Source organism: Streptomyces sp. NPDC048644, assembly GCF_043199105.1.
GTDB lineage: Bacteria > Actinomycetota > Actinomycetes > Streptomycetales > Streptomycetaceae > Streptomyces.
The window spans coordinates 19,763-34,789 of the sequence record NZ_JBICVO010000022.1 but is presented as its reverse complement, the minus strand read 5'-3'; the positions used below and the strand labels follow the sequence as shown (position 1 = coordinate 34,789).

13 protein-coding genes are annotated in these 15,027 nt (G+C 72.5%); 7 read left to right on the top strand and 6 right to left on the bottom strand.

Annotated elements, in window-relative coordinates:
* The first annotated feature begins 142 nt into the window (after window positions 1-142).
* The 4 genes from ACGFNI_RS32825 (at window position 143) to ACGFNI_RS32810 (ending at window position 4,178) form a co-directional block, all read left to right on the top strand.
* Window positions 143-991 (top strand): RNA polymerase sigma factor, encoded by an 849-nt coding sequence (locus ACGFNI_RS32825; RefSeq protein WP_393688934.1) that lies wholly within the window; start codon window positions 143-145, stop codon window positions 989-991.
* Window positions 991-2,010, top strand: coding sequence for a hypothetical protein (locus tag ACGFNI_RS32820; RefSeq protein WP_393688932.1), 1,020 nt, complete (start codon window positions 991-993; stop codon window positions 2,008-2,010). The genes ACGFNI_RS32825 and ACGFNI_RS32820 overlap by 1 nt, the downstream gene beginning before the upstream one ends.
* 319 nt (window positions 2,011-2,329) lie before the next feature.
* A complete protein-coding gene (locus ACGFNI_RS32815; RefSeq protein WP_393688930.1) occupies window positions 2,330-3,940 on the top strand; it encodes a methylmalonyl-CoA mutase in 1,611 nt (536 codons plus the stop codon).
* Between the two features lie 25 nt (window positions 3,941-3,965).
* Window positions 3,966-4,178, top strand: coding sequence for a hypothetical protein (locus ACGFNI_RS32810; RefSeq protein WP_030981280.1), 213 nt, complete (start codon window positions 3,966-3,968; stop codon window positions 4,176-4,178).
* Between the two features lie 31 nt (window positions 4,179-4,209).
* Here the strand turns inward: ACGFNI_RS32810 and ACGFNI_RS32805 are convergent, their stop codons facing one another.
* Entirely contained in the window at window positions 4,210-4,911 is a 702-nt protein-coding gene (locus ACGFNI_RS32805) for a FadR/GntR family transcriptional regulator (protein WP_393688928.1), read from the bottom strand.
* Between the two features lie 133 nt (window positions 4,912-5,044).
* Here ACGFNI_RS32805 and ACGFNI_RS32800 point away from each other — a divergent pair, with 133 nt between their 5' ends.
* On the top strand, window positions 5,045-5,554 hold the full coding sequence (locus ACGFNI_RS32800; RefSeq protein ID WP_393688926.1) for a gluconokinase: 510 nt from the start codon (window positions 5,045-5,047) through the stop codon (window positions 5,552-5,554).
* Window positions 5,555-5,598: 44 nt separating this feature from the next.
* Window positions 5,599-7,011, top strand: a complete 1,413-nt coding sequence (locus ACGFNI_RS32795) for a GntP family permease (RefSeq protein WP_393688924.1) — start codon at window positions 5,599-5,601, stop codon at window positions 7,009-7,011.
* Window positions 7,012-7,222: 211 nt separating this feature from the next.
* On the opposite strand, the gene ACGFNI_RS32790 is transcribed toward ACGFNI_RS32795, so the two are convergent.
* Window positions 7,223-8,809 (bottom strand): DUF2079 domain-containing protein, encoded by a 1,587-nt coding sequence (locus tag ACGFNI_RS32790; protein ID WP_393688922.1) that lies wholly within the window; start codon window positions 8,807-8,809, stop codon window positions 7,223-7,225.
* 199 nt (window positions 8,810-9,008) lie between these two features.
* Window positions 9,009-10,592 carry an FAD-dependent monooxygenase gene (locus ACGFNI_RS32785; protein WP_393688920.1) on the bottom strand — a complete coding sequence of 528 codons (1,584 nt, stop codon included), beginning with the start codon at window positions 10,590-10,592 and terminating at the stop codon, window positions 9,009-9,011.
* A 38-nt stretch (window positions 10,593-10,630) separates the two neighbouring features.
* On the opposite strand from ACGFNI_RS32785, the gene ACGFNI_RS32780 reads away from it, so the two are divergent.
* Window positions 10,631-11,323, top strand: a complete 693-nt coding sequence (locus tag ACGFNI_RS32780; RefSeq protein WP_393688918.1) for a TetR/AcrR family transcriptional regulator C-terminal domain-containing protein — start codon at window positions 10,631-10,633, stop codon at window positions 11,321-11,323.
* A 21-nt stretch (window positions 11,324-11,344) separates the two neighbouring features.
* On the opposite strand, the gene ACGFNI_RS32775 is transcribed toward ACGFNI_RS32780, so the two are convergent.
* From ACGFNI_RS32775 to ACGFNI_RS32765, 3 genes are read right to left on the bottom strand one after another with little or no spacing between them, the layout of a single operon-like run.
* Complete coding sequence (locus ACGFNI_RS32775; RefSeq protein WP_393688916.1) at window positions 11,345-12,550, bottom strand: acyltransferase family protein; 1,206 nt, start codon at window positions 12,548-12,550, stop codon at window positions 11,345-11,347.
* Window positions 12,547-13,896: an alpha-2,8-polysialyltransferase family protein gene (locus tag ACGFNI_RS32770; protein ID WP_393688914.1), complete on the bottom strand. Its 1,350-nt coding sequence runs from the start codon at window positions 13,894-13,896 to the stop codon at window positions 12,547-12,549. The genes ACGFNI_RS32775 and ACGFNI_RS32770 overlap by 4 nt, the downstream gene beginning before the upstream one ends.
* A complete protein-coding gene (locus ACGFNI_RS32765) occupies window positions 13,896-14,873 on the bottom strand; it encodes a glycosyltransferase family 2 protein (RefSeq protein WP_393688912.1) in 978 nt (325 codons plus the stop codon). Before ACGFNI_RS32765 ends, ACGFNI_RS32770 begins: the two co-directional genes overlap by 1 nt.
* Window positions 14,874-15,027: the final 154 nt, after the last annotated feature.

Here is a 15,027-nt window from a genome sequence, read left to right as displayed (position 1 = left end):
CCGATGACCAGGCGGGTTACCGTCAGCGGGAACATCCGGGTTACCGGCGGTTCCGGGGCCACCCCGGCGCCGGGGTGACCTGCGGGGCAGTGAATCAGCAAGGACCGGGCAGCGGACGTTCCGCATGCGACAGGATGGATCCGTGCGAGGGGACGACATTCAGCCGGACGACAGCCGGCTGACCGTTGCCGTGCAAGCGGCACAGGACGGTGACGAGGCGGCGTTCCGCGTCGTCTACCGTGCCGTACACCCCCGACTTCTGGGATATGTGCGGACGTTGGTGGGCGAAGCGGACGCGGAGGATGTGGCCTCCGAATCCTGGCTCCAGATCACCCGCGACCTCGCCCGCTTCAGCGGAGACGCGGACAGATTCCGCGGCTGGGCCGCCCGCATCGCCCGCAACCGCGCCCTCGACCACATACGGATGCGCGGCAGGCGCCCCGCGACCGGCGGCGACGAAAGCGAACTCGCCGATACGCCCGCCGCGTCGGACACCGCGGGCGAGGCGCTCGAAGCCCTCGGCACCGGCCGGACCCTCCGGCTGATAGCCCGCCTTCCGCAGGACCAGGCCGAGGCGGTGGTGCTGCGGGTGGTGGTCGGACTCGACGCCAAGAGCACCGCCCAGGTACTCGGCAAGCGGCCGGGCGCGGTCAGGACCGCGGCCCACCGCGGACTGCGCAGGCTCGCCGAACTGCTCACCGGCGACCCCGGCGACTTCGGCGCGGAGGACGGCGCGGGAGCGGCGGGCAACGGCGCGGCAGCACACACGGACGGCACACGACCCGGCGCGAACGGCACGTCACCCGCCCCGGGCAACGACACGGAACAGCGCGCAGGCACCCCATCCGACCGGCCGGAACGCGGTCCGCGCGGGGGTGGTGGAACGATGGGCGGGGTGCCCGCACAGGGACGAAGACGCCGGGACGGCGTCGCGGAATCGTACGTACCCGGTGTGACGGAAACGGCCGCGCGAACGCAGAAGGACATGTGATGGCCGACGACCGGTACAGCTGGCTCGACGACGATGCCGCGGAGCGACTGCTGCGCGGCGAGCCGGTCGGTTCCACCACAGGCGACGGCTCCAGGGAACTCGCACAGCTGCTGGCCGACGCCGCGGCGGGCCGGGCGGACGCGGCGGCCACGGCGCCGCTGCCGGGGGAGGAAGCCGCCGTCGCCGCCTTCCGCCGGGCACACGCCGGGCCCGTCGGAGCCGGTGCGACGGCGACGGAGGTCCGCCCCGCCCCCGCGGCCGGCCGCCCCGAACCCACCACATTCGCCCGCCCCTTCCGGCGCGGTCTCGCCGTGGCGCTGGCCGCCTGCGCCATCGGCGGGGTCGCCGTCGCCGCCGGCACCGGCGTGCTGCCCACGCCGTTCCGCGGCGGCGGCACCGAACCCGAGCCCGGATCCAGCGTCTCCGCCGCGGTCACCCCCGGCATCCTGGAGAGCGAGGAGCCCGGCACGGTCCCCGAGGGCGGCACGCAGTCACCCGGGACGACGCCCCCCGGCCAGGACCCGACCGACCCGGCGGCTTCGGAGACCCCCGACACCTCGGCGGGCGGCACCTCGGGACCGCCGGCCGATGGCCATACCCCCGGCGACGGCTCCGACGGCGACGGCTCCGACGACGACGGCGCCACCGCGGGTACCGGCAACGGCGGCGGGCACTCCGGCGGGGACGACCGGCACGCCGTCATCGCGTCGCTCTGCCGCAACTACCAGGCGGGCAAGCGCGGCGAGATGGACGCCAACACCCTCCACCGCCTCGAACAGGCCGCCGGCGGCCCGGCCAAGGTCCACGCGTTCTGCCGCGCCTACCTCAAGAAGTACCCGTCGGGCTCGGGCGGCCACGCCGGTGGCGGACAGAACGGCGGCCACGACGAGGACGACGATCACCACCCGTCACCCGGTCCTGGCTCCACCCCAGGTCAGGGCGGGAACGCCCCGGGCCCGAGGCCCTCGGGCAGCACCACGGTTCAGGCCCCGAAACCCCAGGCCCTCCGTACGGTGTGACGTTTTTCCGGCGCCCGGCGCAGTACTGGATGAAGCCGACTGGTCATCGGCTGCGCGCAGGCCCGGGTTCCCCCCGTACCCACGGCTTGGCGCATTCGGCGCGGGCGGGGCACGTTCCCCCGGCCCTGCCCGCGCCCCCCACTTCCCCGGCAGCTCCCGCACCCCGCCGCCCCGGCGCTGCGCCGCGTCGCCCTTGCGGGCAGGCTGGGACATGCGGCCCCGGTACGCCGCCCCGAGGCGCGGGGCCCGCCGCTCCGGCCCCTCGCGGCAGCCGCCGCCCCGTACGGAGCGCCCCGTACGTCCGGCAGGAGGCGGAACCATGGCAGGTGAGTCCGACAGTGTCCGGCACACCGAGAGCGGACTGCCGATCGCGCCGGTGTACGGGCCCGAAGCGCTCGACGGCTGGGATCCGCAACGCCGCATCGGCGTTCCCGGCGGCTACCCGTTCACCCGCGGCGTCCACCCGTCGATGTACACCGGCCGCCCGTGGACCATGCGCCAGTACGCGGGCTTCGGCACCGCGGCCGAGTCCAACGCCAGGTTCCGGCAGCTGATCGCCCATGGCACGACCGGCCTGTCGGTCGCCTTCGACCTGCCGACGCAGATGGGGTACGACTCGGACGCGCCGCTCGCGGGCGGTGAGGTCGGCAAGGCCGGCGTCGCCGTCGACTCGGCCGACGACCTGCGCGCCCTCTTCGACGGCATCCCGCTGGACCGGGTCTCCACGTCGATGACCATCAACGCCCCCGCCGCGCCACTGCTCCTCCTTTACCAACTCGTGGGCGAGGAACAAGGAGTGACGAGCAGTCAGCTCACCGGGACGATCCAGAACGACGTGCTCAAGGAGTACATCGCCCGGGGCACCTACATCTTCCCGCCCGGCCCTTCCCTGCGGCTGACCGCCGACATCTTCCGGTACTGCCGGGCCGAGATCCCGCGTTGGAACACCATCTCCGTCTCCGGCTACCACCTGGCGGAAGCCGGCGCCTCGCCCGTGCAGGAGGTCGCCTTCACCCTCGCCAACGCCATCGCCTACGTCCGCACCGCCGTCGACGCCGGCATGGACGTCGACGACTTCGCGCCGCACCTCTCGTTCTTCTTCGTCGCGCGCACCACCCTCCTCGAAGAGATCGCCAAGTTCCGTGCCGCGCGCAGGATGTGGGCGCGGGTGATGAAGGAGCAGTTCGGCGCGGAGAACCCCAGGTCGCTGATGCTGCGCTGCCACACCCAGACCGCCGGTGTGCAGCTCACCGCCCAGCAGCCGGAGGTCAATCTCGTACGGGTCGCCCTCCAGGGGCTCGCCGCGGTGCTCGGCGGCACCCAGTCGCTGCACACCAACGCCTTCGACGAGGCGCTCGCGCTGCCCACGGACACCTCGGCGCGTCTTGCGCTGCGCACCCAGCAGGTCCTCAGGTACGAGACCGACATCACGGCCACCGTCGACCCGTTCGCCGGTTCCTACGCGGTCGAGTCGATGACCGACGAGCTGGAGGCGGCGGCCGACCGGCTCATGGGGAAGGTGGCGGAGCTTGGCGGCGCGGTGGCCGCCGTCGAGCAGGGCTTCCAGAAGGGCGAGATCGAGCGCAACGCGTACCGCATCGCGCGGGAGACGGACGCAGGCGAGCGGGTCGTCGTCGGCGTCAACCGCTTCCGGCTCGACGAGGAGGCGCCCTACGAACCGCTGCGCGTCGACCCGGCGATCGAGGCCGGGCAGGTCAGCCGCCTTGCCGCCCTGCGGTCCGTACGGGACGGCGCCGCGGTGACGGCGGCGCTGTCCCGGCTGCGGCGGGCCGCCGAGGGGACGGGCAACGTGCTCTACCCGATGCGCGAGGCGCTGCACAGCTCGGCGACGGTCGGCGAGGTCTGCGACGCGCTGCGCGAGGTCTGGGGGACGTATGAGCCGAGGGCTCAGGGCTGTGAGCTGACCTGATCCGGGGTTGCGTCAAACTGGTCCCATGTCGTCACCCCGCCGCGCGTGCCCCGTCTGCACCCGAGAGATCGCCGTCGTCGGCGGCCGTTTCGCCCGTCACGACCCGCCGGGGCGCCGTACGGTGCTGGAGCTGATCTCCTGCCCGGGGTCGCGCCGGATCGCCCCGATGATGGCGCCGGCGGAGAAGCTCTTCGACCCGGAAGAGCCGCCGATCCCCGGGCAGCAGCCGCTGTTCTGAGGCAGGCCAGGAGAGGCGGCAGCCGCCTCGACTACGGTGCCAGGACGTCCAGTTCGGCCATCGCGCCCACCGTGATCTCCCGCGTCAGCGACTCGGCCCGCGCCGCGTCGCCGACCCGTACCGCCTCCGCCACCTGCACGTGCAGGGAGACCGCCGCCGGGTCGGGGTCGGTGAACATCACGTGGTGCTGGGTGCGGCCGGTCAGCACCGCGGCGACCACGTCGCCGAGCCGCGCGAACATCTCGTTTCCCGACGCGGTCAGCACCACGCGGTGGAAGGCCGTGTCGTGCACCAGATACGCGTCGAGCTGCTGGCCGCGTGAGGTGGCGACCATGCCCATGGCCTGTTCGGTCAGGTCGGCGCACTGTTCGGGGGTGGCGTGGGTGGCCGCCAGGCCCGCCGCGATCGGTTCGACGGCCGAGCGCAGCACGGTCAGGGACCGGAGCTGCCGGGGGCGGTCCCGGCCGGCCAGGCGCCAGCCGATCACCCTCGGGTCGTAGACGTTCCACTCCTCGGTGGGGCGGACGGTGACGCCGACCCGGCGGCGGGACGCCACCAGCTGCATGGACTCCAGGACGCGGATGGCCTCGCGGATGACCGTGCGCGAGACGTCGAAGCGCTCTTCGAGTTCGTCGGTGCGCAGGACCGTGCCCGGAGGGTAATCGCCCGCGGTGATCGCCGGGCCGAGGGATTCGAGCACCCGAGCGTGCAGTCCCTTCCCCTGGTTTTCCATGGGGATCACCCTACTTTCCGGGCCCGCCGCCTTTAAGTATGACGTTTTCGCCACAGGGTCTTGAATAAGTCGTACCTAATGGGTTTCAGTGGGGTGTCATACCGAGGTCGAAGAAGACAGCGAGGTACACGGGATGAGCACGCCCCACGTCATCGTCGTGATGGGAGTGGCCGGCACCGGCAAGACGACGATCGGCCCGCTGGTGGCCGCCGAACTCGGTGTCACCTACGCCGAGGGCGACGACTTCCATCCCCCGGCCAACATCGCCAAGATGTCGGCCGGTACCCCGCTGGACGACACCGACCGCGGCCCCTGGCTGGACGCCATCGGCGCCTGGGCGCACGAAAAGGCAGGTAAGGGCGGTGTGGTCAGCTGCTCCGCACTCAAGCGCCGCTACCGCGACCGGCTCCGCGCCGCCGCACCAGGCGTGGTCTTCCTGCACCTGACCGGCGACCGCGCGCTGATCGAGGCGCGGATGACCGAACGCCAGGGCCACTTCATGCCCACCGCGCTGCTCGACTCGCAGTTCGCCACCCTCGAACCGCTCGGCCCCGACGAGCGCGGCGTCGGCGTGGACGTCGGCGGCACGCCCGAGGAGATCGCCGCACGGGCCGCCGAAGCGCTGCACGCTCTGGCGGTCTGAACCGCCGAGGGCCTCCCTTCCCTTCCCCCCTTCAAGGAATCGCCGTGACTCATCTCAGCGTGGAGATGCTCGCAGCGGACGTGGCCCCGCCGATCACCTCGGCCGGTCATGCACAGCTGGGCATCGCCGTTCTGGCCGGCATCGCCGTCATCGTCCTGCTCATCACCAAGTTCAAGCTGCATGCCTTCCTGTCGCTGATCATCGGCTCGCTGGTGCTCGGGGCGGTCGCCGGTGCGCCGCTCGACAAGGCCATCGCCAGCTTCTCCGCAGGTCTCGGCGACACCGTCGCGGGCACCGGCGTGCTGATCGCCCTCGGCGCGATCCTCGGCAAGCTGCTCGCCGACTCGGGCGGCGCCGACGTGATCGTCGACACGATCCTCGCCAGGGCGAGCCGGCGGTCGATGCCCTGGGCGATGGTGCTGATCGCCTGCGTCGTCGGGCTGCCGATCTTCTTCGAGGTCGGCATCGTGCTGCTGATCCCGGTCGTGCTGCTGGTCGCCAAGCGCGGCAACTTCTCGCTGATGCGCATCGGCATCCCCGCGCTGGCCGGTCTGTCGGTCATGCACGGCATGATTCCGCCGCACCCGGGACCGCTGGTGGCGATCGACGCGGTGGGCGCCAACCTCGGCATCACCCTCGCGCTCGGCGTCGTCGTGGCGATCCCCACCGCGATCATCGCGGGACCGGTCTTCTCCCGTTACGCGGCCCGCTGGGTCGACATCGCGCCGCCCGAGAAGATGCTCCAGGACTCCGACGGATCCGGGCGGCCTTCGGACACCCTGACCCGGCGCCCCGGCTTCGGCATCACCGTCGCCACCGTGCTGCTGCCGGTCGTGATGATGCTGGCCAAGGCGCTGGTGGACATCGTCGTCGACGATCCGAAGGACTCCGTCCAGCGGGTCTTCGACGTGGTCGGCTCGCCGATGATCGCGCTGCTGGCCGGTGTCATCGCCGCGATGTTCACGCTGGGCCGGCCGGCCGGGTTCAGCAAGGGGCGGATCGCCTCGACGGTGGAGAAGTCGCTCGGCCCGATCGCCGGTGTCGTGCTGATCGTCGGCGCGGGCGGCGGCTTCAAGCAGACGCTGGTGGACGCCGGAGTCGGCCAGATGATCCTGGAGATCTCCAAGGACTGGAACATCTCCGCGCTGCTGCTCGCCTGGCTGATCGCGGTCGCCATCCGGCTCGCGACCGGCTCCGCCACGGTGGCCACGATTTCCGCGGCAGGTCTGGTCGCCCCGCTCGCCGCGGACCTGAGCACCACCCACGTCGCCCTGCTGGTCCTGGCCATCGGCACCGGCTCGGTGTTCTTCAGCCACGTCAACGACGCCGGATTCTGGCTGGTCAAGGAGTACTTCGGGATGAGCGTCGGCCAGACGTTCAAGACCTGGTCGATCATGGAGACGCTGATCTCGGTCGTCGGCATCATCTGCGTGCTGCTGCTGTCGCTGGTGTTGTAGCCGAGATCCGGCACGCCAGACCGCCGGTCCCAGGACCGGCGCGGAACCCACCGGGCGGCACCCGAGCCGCCCCGGGCGTCACCCCCCGGCGCCCGTCCTCTCCGGGCCCTCGTTCCCCCCGCGAGGGTCCGGAACCCCGCACGGGGCCGTACCGGCCGAACCGCCGCCGGTACGGCCCCGTGCGCGTTGCGTCACCCGCCCCGCCGGGCGGTCACCGGGCCGCCGGCGGCCGTTTCAGGAGGGTGATGCCGTCTTCCTCGGCGACCTCGCGGTAGCCGTGGGCGCGGTAGAGGCCGAGCATGCGGGCGGTGCCGGCCACCGGGCACGGTGTCTTGACGGTGGGGTCGTGCCGGTCGGAGACGACCCAGTCGGGCGGTGTGGCCGGGAGGCCGGTCGGTGCGGCCGGGTCGGGTCCGGTGCCGAAGCAGACCAGGCTGACGGTGGTCCGGCCGGTCAGCATCGGCGCCAGCCGGTTCGATGAGGCGACCCGGGCGCCGTCGGGTATGTGCGCCAGCACCCGCTCGGCGGTGCGGACGTGGGCGGGGGTGCGCCAGGCCGACGGCAGCACCAGGTCGTGGAAGGGGTAGACGGCCGCGGCGATCACCGTGAACGCGGCGGAGAAGGCCAGGACCCGGCGGCGCCGGCGTCCCGGCAGCAGCTCGGGCCGCCGGTGCAGCACATCGATCAGGCCCGCGAAGACGATCGGCATCAGGACCGCGTTGTAGTGGAAGTTCGGCTGCCAGTAGTGCTCGTTGCCGGCGAACAGCCGCCAGCCGATGGTGGGCAGGCACAGCAGCGTCAGCGGGGAGCGCAGGCAGAAGAAGGCGGTGGGCGCGGCCAGCATGAACAGCAGCAGCCACTTCATCGGCGGCCAGAGGAGGTGCAGCCCGGCCGATACGAGGCCGGCCGGGCCACCGGAGGGTGACGCGCCGCCCGGCATCTGCTGCCAGTAGTCGAAGCCGCCGTGCGGATTCATGGCGGGCAGCAGGACGAGCATCTCCACCGCCGTGCCCGCCACCCCGGCCAGCGCCGCGGCGAGCCCCAGCCGCCACGGCCAACGGGGCTGATCCTGCGGCGAGTTGCGCCGGTCGCGGGCCGCCTGCCACATCACGTAGCCGCCGATCGCGGCCAGCGTGAGTCCGAGATCCTCCTTGACCAGCAGCAGCGGCAGCGCCCAGGCCACCGCGGCCCGCCACCGCCGCTGCCCGAGCGCCGTCACGCTGAAGGCGAGCAGCGGGACCGCGAAACAGATCTCGTGGAAGTCCTTGGTCACCGCCGCCGCGATGCCCCACGAGGCGCCGAATCCGCAGCCGACGACCAGACCCGCGACCGGACCGGCCGCGCGGTGCGCCCACCGGGTGAGCGGATAGCAGGCCAGTGCCATCAGGGCGGCCTGCACCACGAGCAGCGTGACGGCGCCGGGGAACAGCCGGTACACGGGGGCGACGAGCGCCAGGATCGGGTGGAAGTGATCGCCGAGCAGGTTGAACCCGGGGCCCTTCAGCTCCACGACCGGCGCCTGGCCGTGGGCGTAGGCGCGGATCGCCTGCTCGAATATCCCCAGGTCGTAGCCCGCGTTGAGCATGCGGTCGTGCCTGAGGAGCGAGACGACGGTGTAGAGGGCGAAGCAGATCGCGGTGAGCGACCAGCCCATGGCGCGCGGCCCGGGGAGGCGGTCGCGGAACGCCGGGTGGCGCTCGGCGTCATCCGCGGGTTCCCGGGCCGCGGGTATCCGCCCCGTCCACGGACGTGTGCCCTTCGCCCGCGGCTCACCGGCGCGTTCCGCTGCCTCCGTCATCGCCCCACCTGTGCTCGGCCCGCCGGGAAGTCCCGTCACCCGCCGCGGGCTGACGAGGTGTCCGGTGCTCGGCCGCCACGCTGTCCGCCGCGACGCCGCCACGGGAGTTTAGGTCGCGGGCGCGGGCCGTCGGCCGGGGAGGGACGCGTCGGGGGACCGCCCGTACGGGACCGGGGCCGCCGGGTTCGCGGGACCGGCCTCAGCGCGCCGTCCGGACGGTGGCGTCCGCGAGGTACGGGCGCAGGGCATCGGTCGCGTGGGCGGTGGCCCCTGCGGCGGGGATGGCCGCGGCGATGTAGCCGTCGGGGCGGATGAGGTAGAGGCCGGGGGCGGTGCCGTAGGCGTCGCTGAGGTGGCCGTCGGGGTCGGTGAGGTCGGGCGATGGGCCGGCCGCGCGGACGGTGCGGAGCAGGGTCAGGTCGGTGGGGAGCGCGGTGGTGTCGAGGTCGGTCTCGCCGAGTACCAGCAGGGTGAAGTGCGGGCCGCGGAAGAGGTCGAAGAGGCGGACGGGCGTGCCGTCGGGGGTGGCGCAGGGGGCGTCAGGCGCGCGGTCGCCGGCCCGCGGGGCGCCCTCGGGTACGGCGGGGCGCAGTTCGCGGGTGAGCGGGCCTTCCGGGTAGCCGATGTCGAGCTGGTGGAGGTCGCGTCCGCGCTTCATCGTGCCGGAGCGGTGCAGCCGGGAGCTGGTCTCCAGGATCCGGGCGGCGATGGGGCGGCGCTCGGCTTCGTAGCTGTCGAGCAGCGAGTCGGGGGCGCCGTGCCGCAGGACCTGGCCGAGCTTCCAGCCGAGGTTGTAGGCGTCCTGGACGCTGGTGTTGAGGCCCTGGCCGCCGGCCGGGGAGTGGATGTGCGCGGCGTCGCCCGCGAGGAAGACCCGGCCGGCGCGGAAGCTGTCGGCCATCCCGGCCTTGGGGCGGAACACCGAGGACCAGACGACCTCGCGGATCTGCTCCACCGTCAGGTGGGTGTGGGCGGCGACCGCGGCGCGTACCGCGTCCGGTGCGGTGTCGGGCTCGGATCCGTCGACGACGTAGCACTGGAAGTGGTCGGTGGTGCCGGCCAGCGGGAGGAGCATGACGAAGCCGCCGTTCGGCTGCTCCCAGCGGTGCCAGTGCTGCCGGTCCAGGCCCTCGATGGCGAGGTCGGCGAGGAGGGCAGCGCCGGTCGGCAGCGAGGGGCCGCCCATGCCGACGCCGATCGCCCTGCGGATCGTGCTCCGGCCGCCGTCGGCCGCCACCAGGTAGCGCGCGTGGGCCGTGCGGAGGCTGCCGTCGGCGGCGCGGAGCAGGCCGCGTACGCCCTCCGCGTCCTGCTCGAAGCCGGTGACCTCGGTGTTCAGCAGCACGCTGCCGCCCAGTTCCGTCAGGCGGTCGCGGAGCACTTCGAGGTTGCGCCACTGCGGGATCATCAGGGCGCTGGCGTACGGCGCCGCGGGGGTCGGCTCGCCGCCGATGATCATGTCGGTGACCTCGGTCATGCGGCCGTCCTCCCAGCGGGCCATCTTCGGGTACGGGCCGCCGGCCGCCCGCGCCGCCTCGATGACGCCGAGGTCTTCGTAGACCTCCTGGGTGCGCGGCTGCACGCCGGTGCCGCGGGCGCCGGGGGAGAGGCGGTCCTGGCGCTCGACGAGCAGGGCGGTGACGCCGCGCCTGGCGAGGTCGATGGCGAGGGCGATGCCGGTGGGGCCAGCGCCGGAGATCAGTACGTCGACGGGGGATGCGGCGGTGGCGGCCGGTTCGGCGGGAAGGGCGGCGGGTACGTCCTTAACGTTGTTAAGTTCCATGTTTCCGAGCGTGTCCTTAACGGTGTTAAGTTGTCAACATGGCATCGCGAATTGACCGGAAGCAGGTGGTCGACACCGCCCTGCGGCTGCTGAACGACGTGGGTCTCGACGGCCTCACGCTGCGCCGCATCGCGAAGGAGCTGAACGTCCAGGCGCCCGCGCTGTACTGGCACTTCAAGAACAAGCAGGAGCTGCTGGACGAGATGGCCACCGAGATCTTCCGGCGGATGACCGCGCCGTTCCTGGCCGGCTCCTGCGTCCCCGACGCGTTGGGCGTGACCTGGCAGGACGCCATGCGCCTCACCTGCTCGGCGCTCCGCCGCGAACTGCTCGGCTACCGCGACGGCGGCAAGGTCTTCAGCGGCACCCGGATGACCGACGCGGGATACGCGCCGCTGCTCGACGCCATCCTCCGCCGCTTCACCGACGCCGGATTCACCCTGCCCGACGCGGTCCGCGCCTGGTGGACGGCGTACAACTACACGATCGGCGTGGTCATCGAGGAACAGTCGATCTACCCCGAGCCGGGCGCCCCGGAGCAGCGCAGGCCCGAAAAGCGCGACCCGGCCTACGACGTCGACGACCGGGAGCGGCGGATCGGCGCCACGCATCCGCTCGCCGCACGGGCCGGGCGGGTGCTCTTCGACGACCTGGACGCCGGCTTCGAGCAGGGGCTGCGGATGATCGTGGCGGGGGCGGCTGCCACCCTGGCGCCCGGGGCGGGCGGCTGACCCGCGCGCCCCGGACGCAGGTCAGCGGCGCGGGGCGACGGCCCGCTTCAGCACGGGGGCCAGCGGGCGCTCCACCCAGCGGTGCAGCAGCCACGCGAGCGCCAGCATCGCGGCGACCGTCAGGAGGAGCGTCGCGTACGACGGCAGCCCCGCGCCGACGTGCAGCGCGTGGACGACGACCCAGCCCAGATGCTCGTGCACGAGGTAGAACGGGTAGGTCAGTGCGCCCGCGACGGTCAGCCAGCGCCAGTTCGCCCAGTGCAGCTTGCCCAGCGCGACGGCGGCGACCAGCGCGAAGCCGACGGTGACGACCGCGATGATGCCGGTCGCCGAACGGTAGGAGAAACCGCCGGCCGACGCCGGGTGCCACAGTCCCGCGACCGCGTAGTGCTGCCCGATCAGCCAGCTGACCAGCACGATCGACCAGGCGATCGGGTCGCGGGCGCCGTAGCGGTGCAGCAGGTAGAGGCCGACGCCGCCGATGAAGAACGGCGCGTACTCCGGCATCAGCACGACGTCGAGGAACGGCTGGTGGGCGGCCTGCGCGAGCGCGGCGGCCAGCGTCCAGCCGGCGCAGAAGAGAACGACGCGGGTGCGGGTGGCGCCGGGCAGCACCACGCAGAGGGCGAACAGCGCGTAGAACCGCATCTCGGCCCAGAGCGTCCAGCACACACCGAGCACCCGGTGGACACCCAACGGCATCTGCAGCATCGTCAGGTTCGTCAGCACGTCACCGGGCGGCAGCGCCTTGTACGCCACCCACGGCAGCGCGAAGACGAAGGTGACCAGGAGGACGGCCACCCAGTACGCGGGGTAGAGGCGCGAGATGCGGGAGGCGATGAAGGAGCGCAGATGTCGCAGACCGGGCGAAGCCCGGCCCGATGAAGGGTGGCGGTGGGCGACGGGTGGGGCCCAGCCGCTGAGGGAGATGACGAAGCCGCTGATCACGAAGAAGATCTGCACGCCCAGGCAGCCGTACGCGAACAGGCCCGAAGCGGTGGGGAATTGGTGCGCGGGCGAGCTGCCCCAGGCCGCCGCTATCTCGCCGTCCCGGCCGCCGTAGTGGTACCCGGCGACCATCAGCGCGGCCAGCAGCCGCAGCCCGTCCAGCGCCCGCAGCCGGGACGGGCCCCGGGGTGCGGACGGTAGGCCGGACGGCGCGGCCCCGGCGGGGGCGCCCGCCGCTTCCGGGGCCGCGGGCGCCGCGGCCGTCAGCTGACTGGTCATCCGAACGCGGCCCGCTTCTTCAGGCGCCGCTGCACGGCCCGCGCGCGGCGCGCCACCCGGCGGACGGCGGCATTGCGCGGCAGGAACGACAGCTGCGAGGGGATCGCGCCCGGCAGTGCGAGCGCGGTGAGCCTGCGGCGCTTGAAGTAGCGCCAGGTGTGCTGGTTGAGATGGGCCGTCAGGTACCGCTCGGCTGCCGGGCGCAGATCGGGGTAGATCTGGTGCTGCATGGCGTAGCCGACGGCCTGGACCAGGCCGGTCGGCGGCGCGGTGGCCGGGCGGGCGCCGCCGTCACCGTCGCCGAGGTCGGGTACCAGCGCGTCCACGATCGTCACCGGCACGCGGTTGCTGTTCTGGTACGGCGTGAGCCGCTCCAGCAGCAGTCCGGTGCCGGTCCGCGCGGTCGGCAGGCCGTAGAAGGCGGACGCGGTCAGCAGCGCGGTGGAGAAGCAGCCGACGACCAGCGCGGGCCGCATCCGCGCGTAGAGCACTTCGGCGAGCACCGGCTCGTCCAGGACGGTCAGCGTCACGTCGAGCTTGCCCGCCTCCCGCTCAAGGAGGCGCGACCAGCTGGCAGGCGCCGAGGGGTGCGGCTTGAAGACCACCTCGCGGTGGCCGCGCGCCACGGCGCCGCGCACCATCCGCACATGCAGGTCCTCCTCCTCCTGCGGCGTGAGGATGCCCAGCGCGGAGAGGTACTGCCCCAGGAGCAGCGCGCCGCCCTCCGGTACGTCCAACTCGCCGCTGGCCGCGCCGATTTCGGTGAGCACATCGGTGAACGCGTCGGTCGGCACGGTGTGCGCCCGCACGCCGAACTCGGTGAGCAGCAGCGGGCTCAGGCCCGGCACCAGATCCAGGTGCAGCAGCCGGCCGATGCGGGTGCCGACGAGCGGATCCAGCTTGTTGCGGGTCGGGCCGTAGCTCATCAGGCCGTCCGCGTAGACGTCGATCGGCGCGTCGGGGAACAGCTGGGCGACCGCGAGTGCGGGGTTGACCTGGATGGACTCGACGACCAGCTCGACGCGGTCGTCGCCCAGGCCCCACAGCAGCCGCAGATACCGCTCCCACAGCGGGACGTCGTCGGCGCGCGGCGACCAGCCGCCGGGGTGGAACGGGCTGATCGTCTCGTTCCATGACAGCACCCGGTCGAACCGGCCGCGCAGCCGCTCGAAGCCCGGCATGGCGTCCACCGCGGGGGCGGTCTCGGGGGTCGTGGCGTTGTTGCAGACCAGCAGCAGCCTGCGGTCGGCCGGGGCGAAGGCGCCGCTGTCCAGGGCAGCGGCGAGGGTCGCCGCGCCGTACAGGGTGGACGCCAGGAAGATCTGGGTCAGGGGGCGGCCGGGCATCAGGCGGCGACCCCCGTGGCGACGGGCCTGCGGCGCAGCCGCCGCAGCCGGGACGCACGCTGCACATCCATCGATTCCAAGGCTTCCTTCAATACGTCCTGCGGCATGCGTTTCATGGCCGCGGCGCTCATGTCGCGCAAAGTGCGGGCGACCTGCGGTTCGAAGCGTTCGATCGAACCGAGGTGGTGGGAAATGATCGCGCAATACGTACGGACCGCCTTCGGCAGCAATTCCGCCGCGTCACGGTCCCGTGCGGTTTCCTCGATTACTTGATCGAAAGCGCGAATGAAGTCCAATTGCCGCACATCCCCGATCTGGGTCAGCGAAGACGCCACCCCGCGCCGGTAGAAGACGCCGAGCAGCCCGACCACCGCCATGGACGACGCCTCGCGGTGCAGCCGCCAGATCCACGGGCGGTCCTCCGCGGTGCGCAGCCCGTCCCGGAAATGCAGCACGCCCTCGTCGAGCAGCCTGCGGTGGTACATGCCGGCCCAGGCGTAGGCGTAGTCGACGGACGTGGAGCGGTCGGCCGGCAGGATCAGCGCCCGCGGGTCCATGACCACCCCGCGCCTGCCGTGCGGCACGCGGTGCACGGTGCGGGTGCGCCCGGTGCACTGAACGTGGTCGGTGCGCACGAAGTCGCAGCCCAACTCCTCTATGACTGCGAGGAGTTCGGCGAAGTAGCCGGGCGCGAGCCAGTCGTCGCCGTCGAGGAAGGTGAGGTACTCGCCGCGGGCCGCGTCCAGCCCGGTGTTGCGCGCGGTGGCGAGGCCGCCGTTCTTCTCGTGCCGCAGCAGCCTGGCGCCCGGCAGCTCGCGCTCGGCGCGTTCGAGGATCTGCGGCGTCTCGTCGCGCGAGCAGTCGTCGACGAGCAGGAATTCGAAGTCGTCGCGGGCATTGGCCGCGAGGCTTTTCAGGGTGTCGGGCGCATATGTCTGCACGTTGTAGAACGGCACGATGACGGAGAGCTTAACCACCCGGGTGACGTTAGGTGCGCCGCCGCCATTCGTCTTTACGGGAGGTGAACTTCACGGTGAACGAAGAATGGCGGGATGGTTAACCAGACCATTTCCGGGGCCGGTTCGCCATTCGGCGGCCCGCTGTTAACCCTTTGTTGCGTCCCAGTTGGCC